Annotated in this window: 19 protein-coding genes; 13 read left to right on the top strand and 6 right to left on the bottom strand. The window is 69.4% G+C overall.

Going from position 1 to position 23,758, the window contains the following annotated elements; all coding sequences use genetic code 11:
- Nucleotides 1–58 precede the first annotated feature (58 nt).
- From coaE to J2X63_RS15210, 12 genes are all read left to right on the top strand, one after another.
- Nucleotides 59–670, top strand: coding sequence for a dephospho-CoA kinase (coaE, locus tag J2X63_RS15265; protein ID WP_309978770.1), 612 nt, complete (start codon nucleotides 59–61; stop codon nucleotides 668–670).
- 60 nt (nucleotides 671–730) lie between these two features.
- Nucleotides 731–2,797, top strand: coding sequence for an excinuclease ABC subunit UvrB (gene uvrB / locus J2X63_RS15260; protein ID WP_309978768.1), 2,067 nt, complete (start codon nucleotides 731–733; stop codon nucleotides 2,795–2,797).
- Nucleotides 2,798–2,920: 123 nt separating this feature from the next.
- Nucleotides 2,921–5,812 carry an excinuclease ABC subunit UvrA gene (uvrA, locus tag J2X63_RS15255; protein WP_309978766.1) on the top strand — a complete coding sequence of 964 codons (2,892 nt, stop codon included), beginning with the start codon at nucleotides 2,921–2,923 and terminating at the stop codon, nucleotides 5,810–5,812.
- 5 nt (nucleotides 5,813–5,817) lie between these two features.
- Nucleotides 5,818–7,743 (top strand): excinuclease ABC subunit UvrC, encoded by a 1,926-nt coding sequence (uvrC, locus tag J2X63_RS15250; RefSeq protein ID WP_309978763.1) that lies wholly within the window; start codon nucleotides 5,818–5,820, stop codon nucleotides 7,741–7,743.
- 36 nt (nucleotides 7,744–7,779) lie between these two features.
- The gene (gene rapZ / locus J2X63_RS15245; protein ID WP_309978760.1) at nucleotides 7,780–8,655 is read left to right on the top strand and encodes an RNase adapter RapZ; all 876 of its coding nucleotides are present in this window, start codon (nucleotides 7,780–7,782) and stop codon (nucleotides 8,653–8,655) included.
- Between the two features lie 36 nt (nucleotides 8,656–8,691).
- Nucleotides 8,692–9,672 carry a DNA-binding protein WhiA gene (whiA, locus tag J2X63_RS15240; RefSeq protein WP_309978758.1) on the top strand — a complete coding sequence of 327 codons (981 nt, stop codon included), beginning with the start codon at nucleotides 8,692–8,694 and terminating at the stop codon, nucleotides 9,670–9,672.
- Between the two features lie 198 nt (nucleotides 9,673–9,870).
- Nucleotides 9,871–10,497 (top strand): superoxide dismutase, encoded by a 627-nt coding sequence (locus J2X63_RS15235; RefSeq protein WP_309978756.1) that lies wholly within the window; start codon nucleotides 9,871–9,873, stop codon nucleotides 10,495–10,497.
- 93 nt (nucleotides 10,498–10,590) lie between these two features.
- Nucleotides 10,591–11,595, top strand: a complete 1,005-nt coding sequence (gap, locus tag J2X63_RS15230) for a type I glyceraldehyde-3-phosphate dehydrogenase (RefSeq protein WP_309978754.1) — start codon at nucleotides 10,591–10,593, stop codon at nucleotides 11,593–11,595.
- An 11-nt stretch (nucleotides 11,596–11,606) separates the two neighbouring features.
- Nucleotides 11,607–12,821, top strand: coding sequence for a phosphoglycerate kinase (locus J2X63_RS15225; RefSeq protein ID WP_309978752.1), 1,215 nt, complete (start codon nucleotides 11,607–11,609; stop codon nucleotides 12,819–12,821).
- On the top strand, nucleotides 12,812–13,600 hold the full coding sequence (gene tpiA / locus J2X63_RS15220) for a triose-phosphate isomerase (protein WP_309978750.1): 789 nt from the start codon (nucleotides 12,812–12,814) through the stop codon (nucleotides 13,598–13,600). Before J2X63_RS15225 ends, tpiA begins: the two co-directional genes overlap by 10 nt.
- A gap of 87 nt (nucleotides 13,601–13,687) precedes the next feature.
- Complete coding sequence (secG, locus tag J2X63_RS15215; RefSeq protein ID WP_159599832.1) at nucleotides 13,688–13,939, top strand: preprotein translocase subunit SecG; 252 nt, start codon at nucleotides 13,688–13,690, stop codon at nucleotides 13,937–13,939.
- Between the two features lie 10 nt (nucleotides 13,940–13,949).
- Nucleotides 13,950–14,318 (top strand): RNA polymerase-binding protein RbpA, encoded by a 369-nt coding sequence (locus tag J2X63_RS15210; RefSeq protein WP_309978748.1) that lies wholly within the window; start codon nucleotides 13,950–13,952, stop codon nucleotides 14,316–14,318.
- Nucleotides 14,319–14,397: 79 nt separating this feature from the next.
- Here J2X63_RS15210 and pgl read toward each other — a convergent pair whose 3' ends face one another.
- From pgl to tkt, 6 genes are read right to left on the bottom strand one after another with little or no spacing between them, the layout of a single operon-like run.
- Entirely contained in the window at nucleotides 14,398–15,168 is a 771-nt protein-coding gene (pgl, locus tag J2X63_RS15205) for a 6-phosphogluconolactonase (RefSeq protein WP_309978746.1), read from the bottom strand.
- 11 nt (nucleotides 15,169–15,179) lie between these two features.
- Nucleotides 15,180–16,124, bottom strand: coding sequence for a glucose-6-phosphate dehydrogenase assembly protein OpcA (locus J2X63_RS15200; protein WP_309978744.1), 945 nt, complete (start codon nucleotides 16,122–16,124; stop codon nucleotides 15,180–15,182).
- Nucleotides 16,121–17,662 carry a glucose-6-phosphate dehydrogenase gene (gene zwf, locus J2X63_RS15195; RefSeq protein ID WP_309978742.1) on the bottom strand — a complete coding sequence of 514 codons (1,542 nt, stop codon included), beginning with the start codon at nucleotides 17,660–17,662 and terminating at the stop codon, nucleotides 16,121–16,123. The genes J2X63_RS15200 and zwf overlap by 4 nt, the downstream gene beginning before the upstream one ends.
- 16 nt (nucleotides 17,663–17,678) lie before the next feature.
- Nucleotides 17,679–19,283, bottom strand: coding sequence for a glucose-6-phosphate isomerase (locus J2X63_RS15190; RefSeq protein ID WP_309978740.1), 1,605 nt, complete (start codon nucleotides 19,281–19,283; stop codon nucleotides 17,679–17,681).
- Nucleotides 19,280–20,392 (bottom strand): transaldolase, encoded by a 1,113-nt coding sequence (gene tal, locus J2X63_RS15185; protein ID WP_309978738.1) that lies wholly within the window; start codon nucleotides 20,390–20,392, stop codon nucleotides 19,280–19,282. The genes J2X63_RS15190 and tal overlap by 4 nt, the downstream gene beginning before the upstream one ends.
- 26 nt (nucleotides 20,393–20,418) lie before the next feature.
- Entirely contained in the window at nucleotides 20,419–22,512 is a 2,094-nt protein-coding gene (gene tkt, locus J2X63_RS15180; protein WP_309978736.1) for a transketolase, read from the bottom strand.
- A gap of 322 nt (nucleotides 22,513–22,834) precedes the next feature.
- Between tkt and J2X63_RS15175 the strand changes: the two genes are divergently transcribed.
- Nucleotides 22,835–23,755 (top strand): heme o synthase, encoded by a 921-nt coding sequence (locus J2X63_RS15175; RefSeq protein WP_309978733.1) that lies wholly within the window; start codon nucleotides 22,835–22,837, stop codon nucleotides 23,753–23,755.
- The last annotated feature ends 3 nt before the right edge of the window (nucleotides 23,756–23,758 follow it).

Here is a 23,758-nt window from a genome sequence, read left to right as displayed (position 1 = left end):
CCCGGGCGTCGTGTTCGACCCGGATGAAGGCGCGTTCGACCCGGATAGAGTGGTCGGCGTGTATCTGATCGGTCTCACTGGCGGAATCGCCTCAGGCAAGTCCACGGTCGCGCGTCGCCTCGTGGAGCACGGGGCGGTGCACATCGACGCCGACGACCTCGCGCGGCGGGTCGTCGCACCGGGCAAGCCGGCGCTCGCGGCGATCGTCGACGAGTTCGGTCCCGGCGTGCTTCGGTCCGACGGCACGCTCGACCGGGCGAAGCTCGGCGAGCTGGTGTTCGCCGATGAGGCGGCGCGCGCGAAACTCAACGCCATCGTCCATCCCGCAGTGCGGGAGCTCTCGGCCAAGCTCATCGAACGGGCCGCGCAGGAGGACCCCGATGCGGTCGTCGTCTACGACGTCCCGCTCCTCGTCGAGGCGGCCGTCGACCATCCGTTCGACCTCATCGTCGTGACGAGCGCGCCGCGCAAGACGCAGGTCGAGCGGCTCGTCGAGCAGCGCGGGTTCGACCCGCTCCAGGCACAGGCCCGAGTCGACGCCCAGGTCGACAACACCTCGCGGCTGGCGATCGCCGACGTCGTCATCGACACCGACGGCTCGATGGCGCACACGATGAGCCAGACTGACGCCCTCTGGAACCGCATCAGGGCCGAGCGCACGTCGGCCTAGCCTGTTCGCGCGGAGCTGACTCCGGCCGGAGTGTCGGCGGCCGAACCTAGACTTGAAGGCATGCAGGCCACACGATCCGTCCGTCCCTTCGAGGTCGTGAGCGAATACCGGCCGAGCGGTGATCAGCCCACGGCGATCGCCGAACTCGCAGGCCGCATCAACGCCGGCGAGACCGATGTGGTGCTGCTCGGCGCGACGGGCACCGGCAAGTCGGCGACCACGGCGTGGCTCATCGAGCAGGTCCAGCGGCCGACGCTCGTGCTCGCGCACAACAAGACGCTGGCCGCCCAGCTGGCCACCGAGTTCCGAGAGCTCATGCCGAACAACGCGGTCGAGTACTTCGTGTCGTACTACGACTACTACCAGCCCGAGGCGTATGTGCCCCAGACCGACACCTTCATCGAGAAGGACTCGTCGATCAACGCCGAGGTGGAGCGACTCAGGCACTCCACCACCAACTCGCTGCTCAGCCGTCGTGACGTCGTGGTGGTGTCCACGGTGTCGTGCATCTATGGCCTGGGCACGCCCGAGGAGTACCTGAAGGCGATGATGCCGCTCCAGGTCGGCCAGCGCGTCGACCGCGACTGGCTCATCCGCAAGTTCGTGTCGATGCAGTACCAGCGCAACGACATCGACTTCTCGCGCGGCAACTTCCGCGTCCGCGGCGACACCATCGAGATCATTCCGATCTACGAGGAGCTCGCGATCCGCATCGAGATGTTCGGCGACGAGATCGAGGCGCTGTACCACCTGCATCCGCTGACCGGCCAGGTCGTGGAGAAGCTCGATGCCGTACCCGTGTTCCCCGGGTCGCACTACGTCGCGAGCACCGACGTCATGCAGCGCGCGATCGGCACGATCCGCCTCGAGCTGGAAGAGCGGCTCGCGGAGCTCGAGCGCGAAGGCAAGCTGCTCGAGGCGCAGCGGCTGCGCATGCGCACCACGTTCGACCTCGAGATGATGGAGCAGATCGGGTTCTGCTCGGGCATCGAGAACTACTCCCGCCACATCGACGGCCGAGCACCGGGCGAGGCTCCGCACTGCCTCCTCGACTACTTCGCCGACGACTTCCTCGTCGTGATCGATGAATCCCACGCCACCGTCCCGCAGATCGGCGCGATGTTCGAGGGCGACTCGTCGCGCAAGCGCACGCTGGTCGAGCACGGCTTCCGGCTCCCCAGCGCCCTCGACAACCGCCCGCTGAAGTGGGACGAGTTCAAGGCGCGGGTCGGCCAGACCGTGTACCTGTCGGCGACGCCCGGCCGTTACGAGATGGGCATCGCCGACGGCGTGGTGGAGCAGATCATCCGGCCGACCGGCCTGGTGGATCCGCAGATCGTGGTGAAGCCGTCGAAGGGGCAGATCGACGATCTCCTCGAGGAGATCCGGCTCCGCGCCGAGCGAGACGAGCGCGTGCTCGTCACGACGCTCACGAAGCGCATGGCCGAGGAGCTCACCGACTTCCTCACCGAGGCCGGCGTGCGAGTACGGTACCTGCACTCCGACGTCGACACCCTCCGTCGCGTCGAGCTCCTCACCGAGCTGCGCGCCGGCGTCTACGACGTGCTGGTGGGCATCAACCTGCTCCGCGAGGGCCTCGACCTGCCCGAGGTGTCCCTTGTCGCCATCCTCGACGCCGACAAGGAGGGGTTCCTCCGGTCGTCGACCTCGCTCATCCAGACGATCGGCCGTGCGGCGCGCAATGTCTCGGGCGAGGTGCACATGTACGCCGACGTGCTGACCGACTCGATGGCCGCGGCCATCGACGAGACCACGCGTCGCCGCGACCGACAGCTCGAGTACAACAGGGCGAACGGCATCGACCCGCAGCCGTTGCGCAAGCGCATCGCCGACATCACCGAGGTGCTGGCGCGCGAAGAGGCCGACACGGCCGCCCTGCTCGCCGGCCGCGACGCCCGGAAGAAGTCGCCGGTGCCCAACCTGCGGCGGGAGGGCATCGCCGCCGAAGGGGCCAACGATCTCGAAGAGCTCATCCGCGACCTCAACGAGCAGATGCTGGAGGCAGCCGGCGAGCTGAAGTTCGAGCTGGCAGCACGGCTTCGCGACGAGGTGTCCGAGCTGAAGCGGGAGCTGCGGCAGATGGAGAAGGCGGGCCACCTCGGCTGAACCGCGCATGGGCGAGCGGAGCCTACGTCGCTCGCCTCGGTGGAGAGCTGAATCGAACGTATGTTCGCTGAGAGCACGATCAACGCGGGACTCCGTGTCGGTGGGTCTCCCTAGACTCGTAGGGTGCCAGTTTCACGTCTCGATGCCCATTCGCAGCTGAGTGTCCGCGGTGCCCGCGTGCACAACCTGCACAACGTCGACGTCGAGATCCCGCGTGATGCGATGGTCGTCTTCACGGGTCTCTCGGGCTCCGGCAAGTCGTCCCTGGCGTTCGACACGATCTTCGCCGAGGGCCAGCGCCGCTACGTCGAGTCGCTCTCCGCGTACGCGCGGCAGTTCCTCGGCCAGGTCGACCGGCCCGACGTCGACTTCATCGAGGGCCTGAGCCCCGCCGTGTCGATCGACCAGAAGTCGACCAACCGCAACCCGCGCTCGACCGTCGGCACGATCACCGAGATCTACGACTACATGCGCCTGCTCTGGGCTCGCATCGGCGTGCCGCACTGTCCCGTCTGCGGCGAGCCCATCCAGCGGCAGACCGTGCAGCAGATCGCCGACCAGCTGATGGAGCTGCCCGAGGGCACCCGCTACCAGATCCTGAGCCCGGTGGTCTCGAAGAAGAAGGGGGAGTTCGTCGACCTCTTCCGCGAACTCGCCGCCGGCGGATACTCGCGTGCCGTGGTCGACGGCGAGGTCATCCGCCTCGATGAGCCTCCCGTGCTCAAGAAGCAGGTCAAGCACGACATCTCCGTCGTGATCGACCGGCTGGTCGCCGGTCCCGACGTCCTCGGCCGGCTCACCGACTCGCTCGAGACGGCACTGCGACTCACCGATGGCCTGGTGCAGGTGAACTACGTCGACGAGACCGGGCCCGCCGCGTGGGCGACCTTCTCCGAGAAGCTGTCGTGCCCCAACCAGCACCCCATCCAGCTCACCGAGATCGAGCCGCGAACGTTCTCGTTCAACGCGCCGTTCGGCGCGTGCCCCGAGTGCTCCGGCCTCGGCACCAGGATGTCGGTCGACGAGGAGCTGCTGCTCGGCGACCCGTCGCTGAGCATCGCCGAGGGCGTCATCCTGCCGTGGACCTCGCAGGGCAAGAGCCTCTACAACTACTACGAGAAGCTCCTCGACGGCCTGGCCCGCGATCTCGGCTTCTCGCTCCGCACCCCTTGGGAGGAGTTGGCCGACGACGCCCGCCAGGCCGTGCTGCGCGGAGACAACTTCGAAGTCAAGGTGCGTTGGCGCAACCGGTACGGCCGTGAGATGAGCTACTCGTCGGGCTTCGAGGGAGTCGTTCCCTACATCGAGCGGCAATACCTCCAGGCCGAGACCGACGTGCAGCGAGCGCGCTGGTCCGAGTACCTCCGCGAGGTGCCGTGCCCAGTCTGCGATGGCAAGCGGCTGAAGCCCGAGGTGCTGTCGGTGCTCATCCACGAGCACAGCATCGCCGACGTGGGCCTGCTCAGCCTCACCGAGGCCAGGTCGTTCATGGATCGCCTCGAGCTCACCGATCGCGAGCAGGCGATCGCCGCACAGGTCCTGCGCGAGATCAAGCTCCGGCTCGACTTCCTCATCCGGGTCGGACTCAGCTACCTCGACCTGGCCCGCGCCGCCGCGACGCTGTCGGGCGGCGAGGCCCAGCGCATCCGGCTGGCCACCCAGATCGGCTCGGGGCTCACCGGCGTGCTCTACGTGCTCGACGAGCCGAGTATCGGCCTGCACCAGCGCGACAACCGCCGACTCATCGACACCCTGGTCGCACTCCGCGACCTCGGGAACACCCTGATCGTGGTGGAGCACGACGAGGACACGATCCGCACCGCGGACTGGATCGTCGACATCGGCCCGGGCGCCGGCGTGAACGGCGGCACGGTGGTGCACTCGGGCAGCTACGCCGACCTGCTGAAGAACACGCGGTCGCTCACCGGCGACTACCTGTCCGGGCGCAAGGAGATCGCCATTCCCGCCCGTCGCCGACCGATCGACCCGGCACGCATGATCGGCGTACAGGGCGCGGAGGCCAACAACCTGCGCGGTGTCGACGTCGAGTTCCCGCTGGGCACCTTCACCGCGGTCACCGGCGTCAGCGGCTCGGGCAAGTCATCGCTCGTCAACGACATCCTCTACCGGGTGCTCGCCAACCGGCTCAACGGGGCACGCAAGGTCCCGGGCAAGCATCGGCGAGTGACGGGCATCGACCAGCTCGACAAGGTGGTGCACGTCGACCAGGCACCGATCGGGCGCACTCCGCGCTCGAACCCGGCGACCTACACCGGTGTGTTCGACCGCATCCGCACCCTGTTCTCCGAGACCACCGAGGCGAAGGCGCGCGGGTACCTGCCCGGGCGCTTCAGCTTCAACGTCAAGGGCGGCCGCTGCGAGGCCTGCTCGGGCGACGGCACCATCAAGATCGAGATGAACTTCCTGCCCGACGTGTACGTCGCGTGCGAGGTCTGCGGCGGCCAGCGGTACAACCGCGAGACGCTGCAGGTGCACTACAAGGGCAAGAACATCGCCGAGGTGCTCCAGATGCCGATCAGCGAGGCCGCGGAGTTCTTCGAGCCCATCTCGGCGATCCACCGCTACCTGAAGACGCTCGTCGACGTCGGCCTCGGCTACGTCCAGCTCGGCCAGAGCGCCACCACCCTCTCGGGCGGCGAGGCGCAACGCGTGAAGCTCGCCACCGAGCTCCAGCGGCGATCGAACGGGCGCAGCGTGTACGTGCTCGACGAGCCCACCACGGGCCTGCACTTCGAAGACGTGCGCAAGCTCCTCAAGGTGCTCGGCAAGCTCGTCGACAAGGGCAATACCGTGATCGTCATCGAGCACAGCCTGGATGTCATCAAGTCCGCCGACTGGATCATCGACCTCGGCCCCGAGGGCGGCTCCGGGGGCGGGCAGGTCGTGGCGACCGGAACGCCCGAGCAGGTCGCCCGGGTTGCGACGAGCCATACCGGCTACTTCCTCCGTGAGATCTTCGACGCGGCATCCGTGCACGCCGAGGTCGCCAGCTGACGAGGATGACCGACACCGTCCCGTATCGGCCGAAGCCGGGGGAGATCCCCACCGACCCGGGGGTCTACCGATTCCTCGACGCCGACCGCCGCGTGCTCTACGTCGGCAAGGCGAAGAACCTTCGCGCCCGCCTCTCGAACTACTTCGCTCCGCTGCGCACCCTTCACGAGCGCACCCGGCGCATGGTCACGACGGCGGCGTCCGTGGAGTGGACCGTGGTGCAGAGCGACGTGGAGGCACTGCAGCTCGAGATCACGTGGATCAACCAGCTCCACCCGCCGTTCAACGTGCGGTTCAAGGACGACAAGTCCTACCCGTACCTCGTCGTGACGCTCGGGGACGAGGCGCCGCGCGCGATGATCTCCCGACGGCGCGGGATCCCCGGTGCCCGGTACTTCGGCCCCTACCCGAAGGTCTGGGCGGTCAACGAGACACTCGACCTGCTCATGAAGCTGTTCCCGATCCGCACCTGTAAGGACAGCGACTACCGACGGGCGATGGCGAGCGGCAAGCCCTGCTTCGCCGGGCAGATCGGCAAGTGCTTCGGACCGTGCTCGGGCAAGGTGACCATCGAGGAGCACCGGGCCAACGTCGACCGATTCGTCGCCTTCATGCAGAATCAGGACCGGAGGATCCTCGGGGACCTGACGCGTCGGATGCAGGCCGCCGCAGCCGTGCAGGACTACGAGACCGCCGCGCGCCGCCGCGACGAACTCCAGGCCGCCACGGCCTTCTTCGAGAAGAGCGCCGTGGTGCTCGGCGAGAAGGTCGACCTCGACGTCTTCGGCATCGACCACGACGAGCTCGCGGCCGCCGTGCACCTGTTCATCGTCAGGTCGGGGCGGGTGCGCGGTGTGCGCTCATGGACCGTCGACAAGGAGCTCGACGTGCCGTTGGGCGAGCTCGTCGACTCGGTGCTGCAGAACGCCTACGGCGAGGACCTGACGCCGCCCGCCGAGGTGGTGGTGCCCGAACTGCCCGACGATGCACCGGCGGTCGAGGACTGGCTCGCCGGCCTCGCAGGCCGGAAGGTGCGGCTGCGTGCCGCCCAGCGCGGCGACAAGGCGGCCCTGCTCGACACCGCGACCCAGAACGCGCGACAGGCGCTCATGCTCTACAAGACTCGGCGAAGCGCGGATTTCACCACGCGCTCGCGTGCACTGGAGGACATCCAGGAGGCGCTCGGCATGGCGGATGCGCCATTGCGCATCGAGTGCTTCGACGTGTCCCACCTCAGTGGCACGAACATCGTCGCCTCGATGGTCGTCTTCGAGGACGGGCTTCCTCGAAAGGACGAGTACCGTCGGTTCACCATCCCGAACTCCACCGATGACACCGATTCGATCCATCAGGTGCTGACACGTCGGCTCGCCTACCTCGCGAGGCCCGACGCCGGCACGGCCGACGGCGCGGGCGCCACCGCCGGCGGCACCGATGCGGAGACGGATGCCGCGGCATCCGAGCGGCGCAAGAAGTTCGCCTACCGGCCGAACCTGCTCGTGGTCGACGGCGGCGAGCCGCAGGTCGCGGCCGCCGCGCGAGCGCTCGAGGAGTCGGGTGTCGAGGGCATCTACCTCTGCGGCATAGCCAAGCGACTCGAGGAGATCTGGACGCCCGACGCGGATTTCCCGGTGATCCTGCCGCGCAACAGCGATGCGCTGTTTCTCTTCCAGCGGGTGCGCGACGAGGCCCACCGGTTCGCGATCACGCACCAGCGGCAGCGCCGCAAGCGCGACATCGGCACCGTGCTCTCCGACATCCCGGGGCTCGGACCGACACGGGTGAAGGAGTTGCTGAAGCACTTCGGCTCCGTCACGCGGCTCCGCGGGGCGGGCGAAGCCGACATCGCCGAGGTCAAGGGCATCGGTCCCGCGCTCGCGGCCACCATCCACGCGCACCTGCACGCCGACGGCGTGTCGGCGCCCCGCTAGGCTGGAGTGTCGACGCGCGGAAGGGGGCCCGAGACGATGGCAGCCGAAGCCGAGCATCAGGAGATGCTCATCGTCACCGGGATGTCCGGTGCCGGGCGCTCCACGGTCGGCAACGCGCTGGAGGACCTCGGGTGGTACGTGGTCGACAACCTGCCGCCGCAGATGCTCCGCCCCCTCGTCGAGCTCGTGGAACGCGCCGGAGCCTCGCTCCCGCGGATCGCCGCCGTCGTCGACGTGCGCGGTCGCGACTTCTTCTCGGAACTGCAGGACATCATCCAGGCCCTGCGCACGGGCGTCAACGTTCGCGTCGTGTTCCTCGACGCGACCGACGCCGTGCTCGTCCGCCGCTTCGAGTCGGTGCGTCGCCCGCATCCGCTGCAGGGCAATGGCACGCTGCTCGACGGCATCGGCGCCGAGCGCACCCGCATGGCCGAGTTGCGCGAGTCGAGCGACATCGTCGTCGACACCTCCGACCTGAACATCCATCAGCTGGCCACCCTCATCACCGAGACGTTCGCCGAGGCCGGCCGTGCCGGGCTTCGGGTCACCCTCCTCAGCTTCGGGTTCAAGTACGGGCTTCCCACCGATGCCGACCTCGTCGCCGACGCCCGCTTCCTGCCCAACCCGTTCTGGATCCCCGAGCTCCGGCACCTGAGCGGCGAGGACGCCGCGGTCGCCGAGTACGTGCTCGACCAGCCGGGGGCGAGGGAGTTCATCGACGCCTATGCGACGGCGCTCGAGCCGGTGATGGCCGGCTACCAGCGTGAGAACAAGCGACACGCGACCATCGCGATCGGATGCACCGGCGGCAAGCACCGCTCGGTCGCGCTGGTCCGCGAGCTCGCCGAGCGACTCGGGCAGTTCCCGGGCGTGGCGGTCAGCGTGAAGCACCGCGATCGCGGCCGTGAATGACCCGGCCGCGCGACATGAAGAAGGAAAGGACCTGACGTGGCACTGACCGCCGACGTGAAAGAGGAATTGGCGCGGGTCGAGGTGCCGAAGACCACCGTGCGGGCCGCCGAGCTGGCTTCCGTGCTGCGCTTCGCCGGTGGGCTGCACATCATCTCCGGACGCATCGCCATCGAGGCCGAGCTCGACTCGCCGACGATCGCCCGCCGGGTGACGCGCGACCTGGGCGAGCTCTACGGCGTTCGCCCCGACGTGTCGGTCATCTCGCCGTCGGGCATCCGCCGGTCGAACCAGTACCTCGTGCGCGTGCTCGACGGCGGGGAGACCCTCGCCCGCCAGACCGGTCTTCTCGACGCACGCCGCCGGCCCGTGCGCGGGCTTCCGAACAAGCTCACCACCGGGTCGCGCGACGACGTCGCGGCGGTTTGGCGCGGCGCGTTCCTCGCGCACGGCAGCCTGACCGACCCCGGCCGCTCGGCCGCCCTGGAGATCACCTGCCCGGGCAACGAGACGGCGATGGCCCTCGTGGGAGCCGCCGGTCGACTCGGCATCTCGGCGAAGGCCCGCGAGGTGCGCGGCGTGCACCGCGTCGTGATCCGCGACGGCGAAGCCATCAGCTCGATGCTCGCGCTCATGGGCGCCACCGACACGGTGCGCAACTGGGAGGAGCTGCGCCAGCGTCGCGAGGTCCGTGCCACCGCGAACCGGCTCGTCAACTTCGACGACGCCAACCTCCGCCGGTCGGCGCAGGCCGCCGTGGCCGCCTGCGCGCGAGTCGAGCGTGCGATGGAGCTGCTCGGCGACGACATCCCCGACCACCTGAAGTACGCCGGCGAACTGCGCCTCGCACATCGTGAGGCGAGCCTGGACGAGCTCGGCCACCACGCCGACCCGCCCATGACGAAGGACGCGGTCGCCGGCCGTATCCGGCGTCTCCTCGCCATGGCCGACAAGCGTGCGGCCGACCTCGGCGTGCCCGGCACCGAGGCGAGCCTGCCCTCCGACCTCGACGACGTCTGAGCCGCTGCCGAGCCCGTCTCGACGGCGAGCCGCAGGTTGCAGACGACGAGCGGATGCCGCGGCATCCGCTCGTCGTCATGCGCCGTCGCAGTCGGTCAACCCCGGTCGGCCGCCGGCGGGCCGGGCATAGACTCGGGGGTGCGGCCGCGGAACACCGGGCAGGAGCCCGGCACGCCCGGCATCTGACAAGGAGAAGCAATGGCTGACTACACCCTCCCCGATCTCCCGTACGACTACTCGGCGCTGGAACCGTCGATCAGCGGCACGATCATGGAGCTCCACCACTCGAAGCACCACCAGGCGTACGTGACCGGCGCGAACACCGCCCTCGCGCAGCTGGCAGAAGCGCGCGACTCGGGCAACCTCGCCAACGTCAACAAGCTGGAGAAGGACCTCGCGTTCAACCTCGGCGGCCACGTCAACCACTCCATCTTCTGGACGAACCTCTCGCCCGACGGGGGCGACAAGCCCACCGGCGACCTCGCCTCGGCGATCGACGAGCACTTCGGTTCCTTCGACAAGTTCGAGGCGCACTTCACCGCCACCGCGCTCGGCGTCCAGGGCTCCGGCTGGGCCGTCCTCGCGTGGGACTCGATCGGCCAGCGACTGATCATCGTGCAGTTCTTCGACCAGCAGGCGAACCTTCCGGCGGGCATCGTGCCGCTGCTCATGCTCGACGTCTGGGAGCACGCGTACTACCTCGATTACAAGAACGTGCGGGCCGATTACGTCAAGGCGTTCTGGAACATCGCGAACTGGGAGAACGTCCAGCAGCGCTTCACCACCGCACGCGAGAAGACCTCAGGGCTGCTGCTACTGTCGTAGCGGATGGTGTCCCCGGACCCGTCCGGGGACACCGCCGTCCGATCCGTTCACCTTGGAATCGCGCATTCGCGCACGTCAATTCAGGAGACATCCGTGTCCGTAAAGATCGGCATCAACGGCTTCGGCCGCATCGGCCGCAACTACTTCCGTGCCGCCCTCGCCCAGGGCGCCGACCTCGAGATCGTCGCCGTGAACGACCTCACCGACAACAAGACGCTCGCCCACCTGCTGAAGTACGACTCGATCACGGGCCGCCTCGACGCGACCGTCGACTACGACGACGACAACATCATCGTCAACGGCAAGGCGATCAAGGCGTTCGCGGAGCGCGACCCCGCGAACCTGCCCTGGGGCGAGCTCGGCGTCGACATCGTCATCGAGTCGACCGGCTTCTTCACCAAGGCCGCCGACGCGCGCAAGCACATCGCCGCCGGTGCCAAGAAGGTGCTCATCTCGGCGCCCGCGACCGACGAGGACGCGACCTTCGTCATGGGCGTGAACGAGGACGAGTACGACCCCGCCTCGCACCACATCATCTCGAACGCGTCGTGCACGACGAACTGCCTGGCGCCGCTTGCGAAGGTGTTCAACGACGCATTCGGCATCGAGCGCGGCCTCATGACCACGGTGCACGCGTACACGGCCGACCAGAACCTCCAGGACGGCCCGCACAAGGACCTCCGTCGTGCGCGCGCCGCCGCGATCAACATCGTCCCCACCTCGACCGGTGCGGCGAAGGCGATCGGCCTCGTGCTGCCCGAGCTCGTGGGCAAGCTCGACGGGTTCGCCCTGCGGGTGCCGGTGCCCACCGGCTCGATCACCGACCTCACCGTCACGGCATCTCGCCCGGTCACGGTCGACGAGGTCAAGGCGGCCTACAAGGCGGCCGCCGAGGGCCCGATGAAGGGCATCCTCAAGTACACGGAGGACGAGATCGTCTCGAGCGACATCGTGTCCGACCCGCACTCCTCGATCTTCGACGCCGGGCTGCTGCGCGTCCTCGGCGACCAGGTGAAGCTCTCGAGCTGGTACGACAACGAGTGGGGCTACTCCAACCGGCTCGTCGACCTGACCGAGTACGTCGCCGAACGCCTCTGAATCGAGCATCCGTGACCCTGCGAACGATCGACAGCCTCGGTCCGCTCGCCGGCAAGCGAGTCGTCGTCCGTTGTGACCTCAACGTCCCCCTCCAGGGGTCGGTCATCACGGACGACGGCCGCGTGCGGGCGTCGGTCCCCACCCTCGAGGCCCTCACGGGCCAGGGAGCCCGCGTGATCGTGGTCTCCCACCTCGGCCGGCCCGACGGCTCGCCCGACCCCGAGTACAGCCTCGCCCCCGTCGCCGCACGGCTCGATGAGCTGATCGACGCGCCCGTCGCGTTCGCGACCGACACGGTCGGTGCGGATGCCGCGGCGAAGGTCGAGGCGCTCGGCGACGGCGAGATCCTCGTGCTCGAGAACCTGCGGTTCAACGCGGGGGAGACCTCGAAGAACGAGGCCGAGCGCACCGCGTTCGCGGGCGAGCTGGCCGGCTTCGCCGATGCGGTCGTCTCCGACGGCTTCGGCGTCGTGCACCGCAAGCAGGCGAGCGTCTACGAGCTCGAGGAGCTGCGGCCGAGCGCCGCCGGGCTCCTGATCGCGTCGGAGCTCGACGTGCTCGATCGGCTCACCGAGTCACCGGAGCGCCCCTACACCGTGGTGCTCGGCGGGTCGAAGGTCTCCGACAAGCTCGGCGTGATCGCGCACCTGCTGCCGCGGGTCGACACGCTCCTCATCGGCGGGGGCATGCTGTTCACCTTCCTCGCCGCCCAGGGGCACAAGGTCGGATCGAGCCTCCTCGAAGCCGACCAGATCGAGACGGTCAAGGGCTACCTCGCCGAGGCGGAGGAGCGCGGCGTGTCGATCGTGCTGCCCACCGACGTGGTCGTCGCGGCATCCTTCTCGGCCGACGCCGAGCATGTGGTGACCTCCGCCGACGCGATCGAGGAGACACCGTTCGGGGCATCCGGACTCGGCCTCGACATCGGCCCCGCAACAGCTGCGGCGTTCGCCGAGCGGATCCGCGCATCGAAGACGGTGTTCTGGAACGGCCCGATGGGCGTGTTCGAGTTGGCGCCCTTCGCAGCCGGCACCAAGGCGGTGGCCGACGCACTCACCGAGGTCGACGGCCTCAGCGTCGTCGGCGGCGGCGACTCGGCGGCTGCCGTGCGCCAGCTCGGGTTCGCCGACGACCAGTTCGGTCACATCTCGACGGGCGGTGGCGCGAGCCTCGAGTTCCTCGAGGGCAAGAAGCTCCCCGGACTGGAGGTCCTCGGATGGCAGTGAAGCGCACCCCGTTCATCGCGGGCAACTGGAAGATGAACCTCGACCACCTGCAGGCGATCGCGTTCGTGCAGAAGCTCGCGTGGGCGCTGGCCGACGCGAAGCACGACTTCGCCGACGCGGAGGTCGCCGTGTTCCCGCCGTTCACCGATCTCCGTTCGGTGCAGACGCTCGTGTCGGCGGACTCGCTGCCGCTCGCCTACGGCGCGCAGGACGTGTCGGCGCACGACTCGGGCGCGTACACCGGCGAGATCTCGGGTGCCTTCCTTGCGCAGCTCGACTGCAGCTACGTGATCATCGGACACTCCGAGCGTCGCACGCTGCACCACGAGACCGACGCCGACGTGAACGCCAAGGTGCTCGCCGCCCACCGCCACGGGCTCGTGCCAGTGGTGTGCGTCGGCGAGACGGCCGAGGACCTCGAGGCGCACGGTCCGAGTGCCGTGCCGGTGGCGCAGCTTCGCACCGCGCTCGAAGGAGTCGACGGGTCGAAGGGGCTGGTCGTCGCGTACGAGCCCGTCTGGGCGATCGGGTCAGGGCAGGCCGCGACGCCCGCGCAGGCGGAACAGGTGTGTTCCTCGCTCCGTGCGCTCATCGCCGAACTGCTCGGCGACGACGTGGCCTCGGCCACGCGTATCCTCTACGGCGGATCGGTGAAGGCGTCGAACATCGCGTCCTTCCTTCGGGAGCCCAACGTGGACGGCGCGCTCGTCGGCGGCGCGAGCCTCGACATCGACGAGTTCTCGAGCATCGTCCGGTTCAAGAAGCACGTCGGCGCGTAGGCGCTTCGCGCCATGGGCGGAGCCGCGGGTGCGGCTATACTCGATTGTCGGCACTGACACCCTGCGTCGTGCCCGGAAAGGTTCACCGTGGAGATTCTCCAGGTCGTCCTGCAGGTGCTGCTCGGTCTCACGAGCCTCCTGCTGACGCTGCTCATCCTGCTGCACAAGGGCCGTGGCGGCGGTCTGTCCGACATGTTCGGCGGCGGCGTCACGTCCAGCCTCGGCGCGTCCGGGGTGGCCGAGCGCAACCTCAACCGGATCACGGTGATCCTGGCGCTCATCTGGATCACGTGCATCGTGGTGCTGGGTCTCATCACCAAGTTCGACGCCGGAATCTGACGGGAACGCCATGGCATCAGGAAACAGCGCCATCCGGGGCTCGCGCGTCGGCGCGGGGCCGATGGGCGAACAGGACCGCGGATTCCACGCCGACCGGGTGGCCGTGAGCTACTGGGACGCGCAGGGCAACGAGACCGTGCGGTACTTCGCGGCGAGCCTTCCCGAGGAGGAGATCCCCGAGATCATCGACAGCCCGTCGACCGGCCTTCCCGCCGGCCGCGACAAGGAGAACCCGCCCTTGGTCTCCAAGCTCGAGCCGTACAAGACGCACCTCGCCTACGTGAAGGAGCGGCGCACCGACGAGGAAGCCGCCGCGCTCCTCGAGGAGGCGCTGACGCAGCTCCGCGCCCGTCGCGGCCAGTCGGCTCCCCAGGACTGACGCACCGACTCCATCGCAGACGACGAACGGGGCCAGCCGGAAGGCTGGCCCCGTTCGCGTCTGCTCGGGTGCGAGCGACTCAGTAGTCCCGTGCGATGAGCGACTCGGGCACCTCGGCCGCGGCATCCGCGTCGACGAAGAAGACCGTGCGTCGCCGACCCTTGATGCCGGCGACCGGCACCTCGTCACGGCTCGCGCCGGCGAGGGCGAGGCCGAGTGCGGAGGCCTTGTCGGCCCCGGCGAGCACCAGCCAGATGCGTTGCGACGAGTTGATCACCGGGCGCGTGAGGCTGAGCCGCTCTGGCGGCGGCTTGGGGGAGTTGCGCACCGGGATGACGGTGCGATCCGTCACCTGGATACCGGACCGGTGCGGGAAGAGCGAGGCGATGTGCCCATCGGGCCCCACGCCGAGGAACGTGATGTCGAAGATCGGGTGATCGAGCCCGTCGACGCCGTGCTGCGAGAGCTCCGCCGCGTAGGCCTCGGCGGCTTCGTCGAGCTCCATCCCGGAGTCGGAGGCCGGGAACGGGTGCACGTTCTCCGTCGGCACGTCGAGGTCGCCGAGAAGGGCGATGCGCGCCTGCTCGTCGTTTCGCTCGCCGTCACCGCCGGGCACCCACCGCTCGTCGCCCCACCAGAAATGCACCCTCGACCAGTCGATCGAGGTGCGCGCGGGCGATGCGGCGACGGCTTCCAGGACGGCCGAACCCATCGAGCCGCCCGTCAGCACCACGTGGGCGACCGCCTGGGCGTCGAGGATGTCGAGCATCTTCGTGATGAACCGCGCCGACACGGAACTCGCCAATGACGCCTTGTCGGGATGGACGAGCACCCGCCGTTCATTCGTCATGCATGGGCTCCTCACGCCTCGGGATCGCCGAGCAGCGACAGGCCACTCGTGATCACTTCACCGTACAACTCATCGGGATCGAGGCGCCGGAGTTCGTCGGCGAGGCAGTCGCGGAGGTTGCGGCGCGGCAGCGGCACGTCGTGCACGGGCTGGCCGGGCTGGCGGAGCGTCGCTATGCCGGGGATGTCGCGGACCAGTTCGACCTCGCCGCTCTCCCGTTCGAGATGCACGCCGTGGATGCCGTGCGAGCCGGCGTCGACGGGCGTGAGCTCGTACGTCGTCGGCGCGTCGAGCTGCAGGCGCAGCCACGCCGCCAGGAGGGTCGTGGACGGGGAGTCGATCGCCCCGGTCACGCGCACGCTCGTGATCTGCTCGTACGGCGGCTGGTCGAGCACCGCGGCGAGCTGGGCGCGCCACAGGGTCAGGCGGGTCCACGCGAAGTCAGCGTCGCCCGGGGTGTAGCTGGACGCGAGTCGCGCCAGCGCACCCTGCGGGTCGGGCTGCGTCGAGGCATCCGTGATGCGTCGGTGGGCGATGCGCCCGAGCGCCGCCTCACCGGGCACCTCGGGTGCCGCCCCCGGCCACCAGGTCACGACCGGTGCATCGGGCAGGAGCAGGGCCATGACGAGGCTCTCCTCGTCGCGGGCCGCATCGCCGCAGGCGCGGAGCACGATGACCTCGCTCGCGCCGGCGTCGCCGCCCACCCGGATCTCGGCGTCGAGCCGTGCCGCCGTGTCGGGCAGCTCGTGCGGATCGCTCGAGACCACGATGACCCGCATGGGGTGCTCGCGCGAGGCGTCGTTCGCCGCCTCGATCGCCTCCTCCTCGCTGCCGGGCGCGGTGGCGATGACGAGGGTGAGCACACGGCCCAGGGCGACGACGCCGCCCTCCTCGCGGATCTTCACCAGGGTCTTGGAGACCTGGCTGGTCGTCGTGTCGGGAAGTTCGACGATCATGGGCGCCTCCAGCTACGTCCGTCGCGGTGCAGGAGCTCGTCTGCCGAGCTCGGACCCCAGGTTCCGGGGCGGTACTGCTCGGGCTGACCCTGCGTCGCCCAGAACTCCTCGATGGGGTCGAGGATCTTCCAGGAGAGCTCGACCTCCTCTTGGCGGGGGAACAGCGGCGGGTCGCCCAGCAGCACGTCGAGGATGAGCCGCTCGTAGGCCTCGGGGCTCGCCTCGGTGAAGGCGTGCCCGTAGCCGAAGTCCATCGTGACGTCGCGCACCTGCATGCCCGCGCCCGGCACCTTGGAGCCGAAGCGGATGGTGACGCCCTCGTCGGGCTGCACGCGGATGACGAGGGCATTCTGTCCGAGTTGCGAGGTCTGGCTGTCGGCGAAGACCTGCTGCGGCGCACGCTTGAAGACCACGGCGATCTCGGTCACGCGCCGTCCGAGGCGCTTCCCGGCACGCAGGTAGAACGGCACCCCGGCCCACCGGCGGGTGCCGATGAGCAGCTTCATCGCAGCATACGTCTCGGTCGTCGACTCGGGGTTCATGCCGTCCTCGTCGAGGAATCCGACGACCTTCTCGCCGCCCTGCCATCCGCCCGAGTACTGGCCGCGCGCCGTTCCCGTGGCCAGGTCGTCTGGCAGTCGCACCGCGGACAGGATCTTCTCCTTCTCGGCGCGCAGGTCCGCGGCGTCGAACGAGATCGGCTCCTCCATGGCGGTGAGGGCGAGCAGCTGCAGCAGGTGGTTCTGGATGACGTCGCGGGCCGCGCCGATGCCGTCGTAGTATCCGGCGCGACCGCCGACGCCGATGTCCTCGGCCATGGTGATCTGCACGTGGTCGACGAAGTTCGCGTTCCAGATGGGCTCGTAGAGCTGGTTGGCGAAGCGGAGGGCCAGGATGTTCTGGACGGTCTCCTTGCCCAGGTAGTGGTCGATGCGGAACACCGAGTCGGGCGGGAACACGGAGGCCACGACGTCGTTGAGCTCGCGCGCCGACTGCAGGTCGGAGCCGAACGGCTTCTCGATGACCACGCGTCGCCACTGGTTGTCGCGCTGCTCGGTGAGCCCCGACCGCTTCAGCTGCTCCGTCACGAGCGGGAACGACTTCGGCGGGATCGACAGGTAGAACGCGTGGTTGCCCATGGTGCCGCGCTCACGGTCGAGCTCGTCGACGACCGCGTGGAGCCGGTCGAATGCCGCGTCGTCGTCGAAGTCGCCCTGTACGAAGCGGATGCCGCGTGCGAGCTGCTTCCACACGTCCTCGCGGAACTCGGTGCGGGCGTACTGCCGCACCGAGTCGTGCACGACCTTCTCGAAGTCCTGGTCGTCCCAGTCCCGGCGCGCGAAGCCGACGAGCGCGAAGCCCGGGGGCAGGAGCCCACGGTTCGCGAGGTCGTACACCGCCGGCATGAGCTTCTTGCGGGACAGGTCGCCGGTCACCCCGAAGATGATGAGGCTCGAGGGGCCGGCGATCCGGTTGAGGCGGTAGTCCTTGGGCGAGCGCAGCGGATTGTGCTGCGCGGAGATCTCTGCCGGGGCCATGGGATCCTTCCGCGGATCAGCCGACGGCGTCGAACAGCGTCGCGATGTTCGCGGCGGGGTCCGTCAGCGTCAGGGTGAGCACCGGACGGCCGTGCTCGGCGAGCACGCTCGCGTCGCCCGACGCCTGCGCGGCGATGAGCTCACCGAAGGTGAAGGGGCGGTCGGGGATCGCGAGATCCTCGGCCGGCGTCTCGGTGATCTGCAGGAACACGCCGACGGCGGGGCCGCCCTTGTGGAACTGGCCGGTCGAGTGGAGGAAACGCGGACCCCAGCCGAACGTGACGGGGCGGCCGGCACGCGCGGCGAGCAGATCGCGCAGCTGTGCCAGCTCGGGGTGGGCGACGCGGTCGACGTACGCCTGCACCGAGATGTAGCCGTTCGCGGGCAGCTCCTCGAGCAGGACGTCGATCGCCGACACCAGGTCGCTGGCGGCACCGATGACGTGCGGCGTGCCGCGCACCTCGATGCCGTCGGCGACGAAGGCCGCGGGTGCCGGCTCGGGCCGTGCGTCGAGCAGTCCGCGCGCCGCGATCTTCGCGGACTCGACGTCGGGCTGGTCGAACGGGTTGATGCCGAACAGGCGCCCGGCGACCGCCGTGGCGTACTCCCACACGAGCAGCTGGGCGCCGAGGCTGCCCGAGACGCGGATCTCGCCGGTGTCGTGGTGGCTGAAGATCTGGTCGCCGGCGTCGTCGACGACGCGCACGACCTGCACGTCGGGGAGGTCGGCCTTCAGCTCGGGTGCGTCGACGTCGAGGACGACTGGGAGGATGCCCTTGCCCTCCTTGCCCGTCGACTCGGCGATGAGCTGCTCGGCCCAGTCCGCGAAGCCCACGATGTGGGTGCCGTCGGCGACGATCGCGAGCTTGTCGCGCAGCGGCTCGGTGGCGGCGATGGCAGCGCCGAGCACCAGTCCGGGGTTCTCCGGGCTGTCGATCGCGAGCGAGAGCTCGATGGTCTCGGCCTCGTCGAGGATCTCGGCGATGTCGGCGCCGGCGAGCCCCGACGGCACGAGGCCGAACGCGGTGAGTGCCGAGTAGCGCCCGCCGACCGTGGGGTCGGCGTTGAACACGCGGTAGCCGGCGGCACGAGCCGACTCGTCGAGCGGCGAGCCCGGGTCGGTCACGACGATGATGCGGGTCGTCGGGTCGATGCCTGCATCGCGGAACGCGTGCTCGTACACCCGGCGCTGGCTGTCGGTCTCGACCGTGGATCCGGACTTGGAGGACACGACGAGCGCCGACTCGGCGAGCCGGTCGCGGAGCGCGGCGGCGACCTGCCCGGGCTCCGTCGAGTCGAGCACGGTGAGCTCGACCCGCGCGGTGCGGGTGATGACTTCGGGCGCGAGCGAGGAGCCTCCCATGCCGGCGAGCACGATGTGGGTGACGCCGTCGGCCTCGAGCTGTTCGCGGAGCGCCTCGATCTCGGGCACGAGCGGACGGGAGACGGCGACGGCCTCGGTCCAGCCGAGGCGCTTCGACGCCTCGTCCTCGGCGTCGGGTCCCCAGAGCTCGGCGTCCTGGGCGGTGATGCCGCTCGCGACGAGGTCGGCGACGAGCGTCGGCACGGTGCGACGCACCGCGTCGGCGGCTGCGCCGCTCACGGAGATGCGGAAGCTCATCGTGCTGCCTCCAGTGCGCCGCGGACGGTGTCGAGGAGTTCGTTCCAGGAGACGATGAACTTCTCGACGCCTTCGCGTTCGAGGACCGCGGTGACGTCGTCGTAGTCGACGCCGACCCGGGCGAGCGCGTCGAGCACGGCGCCGGCGTCGGCGTACGCGCCGGTCACGGTGTCGCCGACGATCTCGCCGTGGTCGAAGGTCGCCTCGAGGGTCTTCTCGGGCATGGTGTTCACCACGCCGGTCGCGACGAGCTCGGTGACGTAGAGGGTGTCGGGCAGCGCCGGGTCCTTGACCCCGGTCGACGCCCAGAGCGGACGCTGCCGGTTCGCGCCGGCCTGCAGCAGCGCGGTGGCCCGCTCCCCGCCGAACACCTCCTCGTACAGCTGGTACGCGAGCCGGGCGTTCGCGATGCCCGCCTTGCTCTTCAGGCCGAGGGCCTCGTCGGTGCCGATCTCGGCCAGGCGCTTGTCGATCTCGGTGTCGACGCGGGACACGAAGAACGACGCGACCGAGTGGATCGTGGCCAGGTCGATGCCCGCGGCCTTCGCCTGCTCCAGGCCGGTCAGGTACGCGTCGATGACCTGCCGGTACCGGTCCAGGCTGAAGATCAGCGTCACGTTCACGCTGATGCCCGCGCCGATCGCCGCGGTGATCGCCCCGAGTCCCTCGACCGTCGCCGGGATCTTGATCATCACGTTCGGCCGGTCCACCTTCTCCCACAACGCATGCGCCTGCTCGATGGTGCGCTCGGTGTCGTGCGCGAGGTCGGGTGCCACCTCGATCGACACGCGCCCGTCGTAGCCGTCAGTACGGTCGTACACCGGGCGGAAGATGTCGGCGGCGTCGCGCACGTCGTCGGTGGTCGCCTCGAACACCGCGGTGTCGAGGTCGGTGCCGGCCTCGGCGAGCGTGTGCAGCTGCTCGCGGTAGGCGTCACCCTTGGCGAGCGCCCCGGCGAAGATCGTCGGGTTCGTGGTGACGCCGACGACGTTGCGCTCGGCGATCAGGCGCGCGAGGTCGCCCGTGGTGATGCGGTCGCGGGACAGGTCGTCCAGCCAGATGCTCACGCCGGCTTCGGAGAGCGCGGCGGTGGGGGAGTTGGTGCTCATGGGGATGTGTTCTCCTTCTGCTCGCGTCAGGCCGACGCGAGCGTCTCCTTCGCGGCGGCGACGACGGCGTCCGTCGTGATTCCGAACTCGCGGAACAGGGTCTTGTAGTCGGCGGATGCGCCGAAGTGCTCGATCGAGACGCTGCGGCCGCGGTCGCCCACGTAGGGGCGCCACGACAGCGAGATGCCGGCCTCGACCGAGACCCGAGCCGTCACGGCGGCGGGAAGCACGGATTCGCGGTATGCGGCATCCTGCTCCTCGAACCATTCGAGGCTGGGCGCCGAGACGACGCGCGCCTGGATGCCGTCGGCCGCGAGCCGCTCGCGGGCGGCCACGGCCAGTTGCACCTCGGACCCCGTGGCGATGAGGATGACGTCGGGCGTGCCCGACGGCGCCTCGGCGAGGATATAGGCGCCCTTCGCCAGCCCGGCCGCAGATGCGAGCGTGTCTCCGGATGCCGCGCCGTCGCCGCGCTCGAACACCGGGATGTTCTGGCGGGTGAGCGCGATGCCCACTGGGGCGTCGCGCCGCTTCAGGATCTCGAGCCAGGCGATGGCGGTCTCGTTCGCGTCGGCCGGGCGGACCACCGTGAACCCGGGGATCGCGCGGAGCGTCGCGAGCTGCTCGATCGGCTGGTGGGTCGGTCCGTCCTCACCGAGCGCGACCGAGTCGTGCGTCCAGACGAAGATCGACGGCACCTTCATGAGCGCGGAGAGGCGCACGGCCGGTCGCATGTAATCGCTGAAGATGAGGAACGTGCCGCCGAACGCGCGGGTCCTGCCGTGCAGCACGATGCCGTTGATGATCGCGGCCATGGCGTGCTCCCGGATGCCGAAGTGCAGCACGCGGCCGTACGGGTTGCCGGCGAACTCGTGCGTCGACCACTCCTCGGGGATGAACGAGGCCGCGTCGTTGATCGTCGTGAGGTTCGACTCGGCGAGGTCGGCCGAGCCGCCCCAGAATTCGGGGAGCACGCCCGCGAGGGCATTGATGACCTTGCCCGACGCGGCGCGGGTCGAGACCTCGGTGCCACCCTCGAAGGCGGGGAGGACGGATGCCACGTCGTCGGGCAGCTCGCCGGCCTCGAGCCGATCGAGCAGCGCCTTCTTCTCGGGGTTGGCCTCGGCCCAGGCGTCGAACCCGACCTGCCACTCGGCGTGGGCCGCGGCGCCGCGCTCACGAGCTGCACGGGTGTGCTCGAGGATGTCCTCGGCGACGACGAAGGTCTGCTCGGGGTCGAAGCCGAGCACCTCCTTCGTGGCGGCGAGCTCCGACGCGCCGAGCGCCGAGCCGTGGATCTTGCCGGTGTTCTGCTTGCCGGGGCTGGGCCAGCCGATGATGGTCTTCAGGATGATGATCGACGGCTTGGCCGTCTCGCCCTTGGCGGCCTCGATCGCGCGGTGCAGCTCGGCGACGTCCTCGACGTACTGGCCGGTCTTCTTCCAGTCGACCGTCTGGACGTGCCATCCGTAGGCCTCGTAGCGCTTCGCGACGTCTTCGGTGAAGGCGATGTTCGTGTCGTCCTCGATGGAGATCTGGTTCGAGTCGTAGATCACGACGAGGTTGCCGAGCTGCTGGTGGCCGGCGAGCGAGGAGGCCTCGCTGGTGACGCCCTCCTGGAGGTCGCCGTCGCCCGCGACGACGTAGATGAAGTGGTCGAAGGGGCTCGTGCCCGCCGCGGCGTCGGGGTCGAAGAGGCCGCGCTCGAAGCGGGCGGCGTAGGCGAAGCCGACGGCCGAGGAGAGGCCCTGGCCGAGCGGGCCCGTGGTGATCTCGACGCCGTCGGTGTGGCCGTACTCGGGGTGGCCCGGGGTCTTGGAGCCCCAGGTGCGCAGGGCCTTGAGGTCGTCGAGCTCGAGGCCATCGCCGGCGAGGTAGAGCTGCACGTACTGCGTGAGCGAGCTGTGGCCGGCGGAGAGGATGAAGCGGTCGCGGCCGAGCCAGCCGTGGTCGGCCGGGTCGCGCCGCATGACCTTCTGGAAGAGGAGGTAGGCGGCGGGCGCGAGGCTCATCGCCGTGCCCGGGTGCCCGTTCCCGACCTTCTCGACGGCGTCGGCCGCGAGCACGCGCGCCGTGTCGACCGCGCGATCGTCGATGGGTTCCCACTGCAGATTGGCCACGAGGTGCTGTTCCTTCCGATCGTGACGGCGTCGGGAACCGTCCGGCCCCCGACCCGCCGGGACGTTGCGGCGCGGTTCCGCCAGGCCGCGGGTTCTGCCGGGAGTCGTTCGGGAGGCCGGCGTGATCGAACCCGTGAAGCCGGGCGCGCAATCCTCAGTATATGGATTCGGGGGTGGTCTGTGACGGGGGATGACTCACGGCCGAGTCCGCGCTATGTGAGGCGGAAAGCGTATTCCGGATGTCGCGCTCCCGTGCATGGCCTAGAATCGTCGAGGGTCGCGCGGGGAGTGCTCGCGTGCGCCCGCGCCCGGAAGAGGAACGATGTCGGCAGCTGTACACACTCGCGAGTCGCGACCGCAGATGACGGTACGGCGCAAGCTCTCCGCCTACCTCGCGCTCACGAAACCGCGGGTCATCGAGCTCCTGCTGGTGGTGACCGCGCCCACCATGATCCTCGCGCAGAACGGCCTTCCGAACCTGTGGCTGCTCGTCGCGACGCTCATCGGCGGCGCGATGAGCGCGGGCGCGGCCGGCGCCTTCAACTGCTACATCGATCGCGACATCGACCGCGTCATGAAGCGCACGCAGGGGCGGCCGCTCGTGACCGGCGAGCTCACCGACCGCGAGGCGCTCGTGTTCGCCTACGGGCTCGGCGCGGCATCCATCGCCTGGCTCTGGATCTTCACGAACTGGCTGGCCGCGGCGCTGTCGCTCGGCGCGATCCTGCTCTATGTCGTCTTCTACAGCCTGATCCTCAAGCGTCGCACGTCGCAGAACATCGTGTGGGGCGGCGTGGCGGGCTGCATGCCGGTGCTGATCGGCTGGGCCGCCGTGACCGAGAGCCTCAGCTGGACGCCGTTCATCCTGTTCCTCATCATCTTCCTGTGGACGCCGCCGCACTACTGGCCGCTCTCGATGAAGTACAAGGACGACTACGCGGCCGCCGGGGTGCCCATGCTCGCCGTGGTGCGGGGTCGGGCGCAGGTCGGCCTGCAGGTCATCCTCTACGCCTGGGCCACGGTCGCGTGCTCGCTCCTGCTCATCCCGGTGGCCGGCATGGGCCTCGTCTACTCCACCGTCGCCGTGGTGACGGGGGTGTGGTTCGTGTCCGAGACGCACCGCCTCTACAACCTCGCGATCCGCCACGTGCAGGTCTCGCCGATGCGGGTGTTCCACGGCTCGATCGCCTACCTGTCGCTGCTCTTCCTCGCGATCGGGATCGACCCGCTGTTGCCGTTCTGAGTC

The organism is Agromyces sp. 3263 (genome assembly GCF_031456545.1).
Lineage (GTDB): Bacteria > Actinomycetota > Actinomycetes > Actinomycetales > Microbacteriaceae > Agromyces.
Note: the sequence above shows the minus strand (reverse complement) of the source record. Positions and strands in the feature narration are given on the sequence as shown.